General features: G+C 66.1%; 1 protein-coding gene. It reads left to right on the forward strand.

Features of this window, described 5'->3' with window-relative positions:
- The first annotated feature begins 103 nt into the window (after nucleotides 1–103).
- Nucleotides 104–790, forward strand: a complete 687-nt coding sequence (locus KME75_RS41985; protein ID WP_219420622.1) for a transposase — start codon at nucleotides 104–106, stop codon at nucleotides 788–790.
- The last annotated feature ends 133 nt before the right edge of the window (nucleotides 791–923 follow it).

A 923-nucleotide genomic window follows, 5' to 3' on the forward strand; every position in this document is an offset into this window, starting at 1 on the left:
CCTGAAAGATCATCAGGAGCCGCGCTCGCCTGGCAACTCAGCCCCCTCGTCTCCCGCACTGACCAGGGCGAGCCAACCGGAAAAAACCGGACGTAACACCTAAATGATCAGAACGCCGGGGCCCTGGCGGGACCCCGACTACGCGACCAAAAAGGCACGGGTCGAGCACCTCTACGCCATCGCCGACGGCGAGGTCATACCCGAGACCGGAGAACCCGACGTGATCTTCTGTATGGACGAGTTCGGGCCGCTCAACCTGATGCCCCACCCCGGACGGCAGTGGGCCGAGCGCGGCGGCAGGCATCGGGACTCCGACTGCGAGCCGCGCCGGCGGCGGCGGGCCACCTACAACCGCTACGGCGGAGTGCGACACCTGTTCGCCGCCCTGGACCTGGGCAAGGACAAGCTCTACGGCCACATCAAGCCGGTCAAGCGGCGGACCGAGTTCCTGCAGTTCTGCCGCTACCTGCGCACGCTCTACCCGGCCGAGGTCCGCATCGCGATCGTCTGCGACAACTTCTCCCCGCACCTAACCACGAAGAAGTGCCGTCGCGTCGCCGACTGGGCCGAGGCGAACAACGTCGAGATCGCCTACACGCCGACGAACTCCTCCTGGCTCAACCGCATCGAGGCCCAGTTCACGGCACTGCGCTACTTCACCCTCGACGGCACCGACCACGCCACCCACGCCGAACAGGGCAGCATGATCCGCCGCTACATCATCTGGCGGAACCGCCATGCCGACGACCGACGCCTACGCGACGTCGTCGACAGGGCAAACGTTGCCTGATGCAGCACTAGTAGGGCTTTGTTAGGTCGAGTTAGGTGAGTGGGGTCGTCGCGTCGGGACGGGTTGCAGGCAGGTGCGGCAGGCGCCGGTCCAGATGCCGAGCAGGGTCTGGAGTTCGCGGAGTACGGCGTAG

The organism is Pseudonocardia nigra (assembly GCF_019396355.1).
Lineage (GTDB): Bacteria > Actinomycetota > Actinomycetes > Mycobacteriales > Pseudonocardiaceae > Pseudonocardia > Pseudonocardia nigra.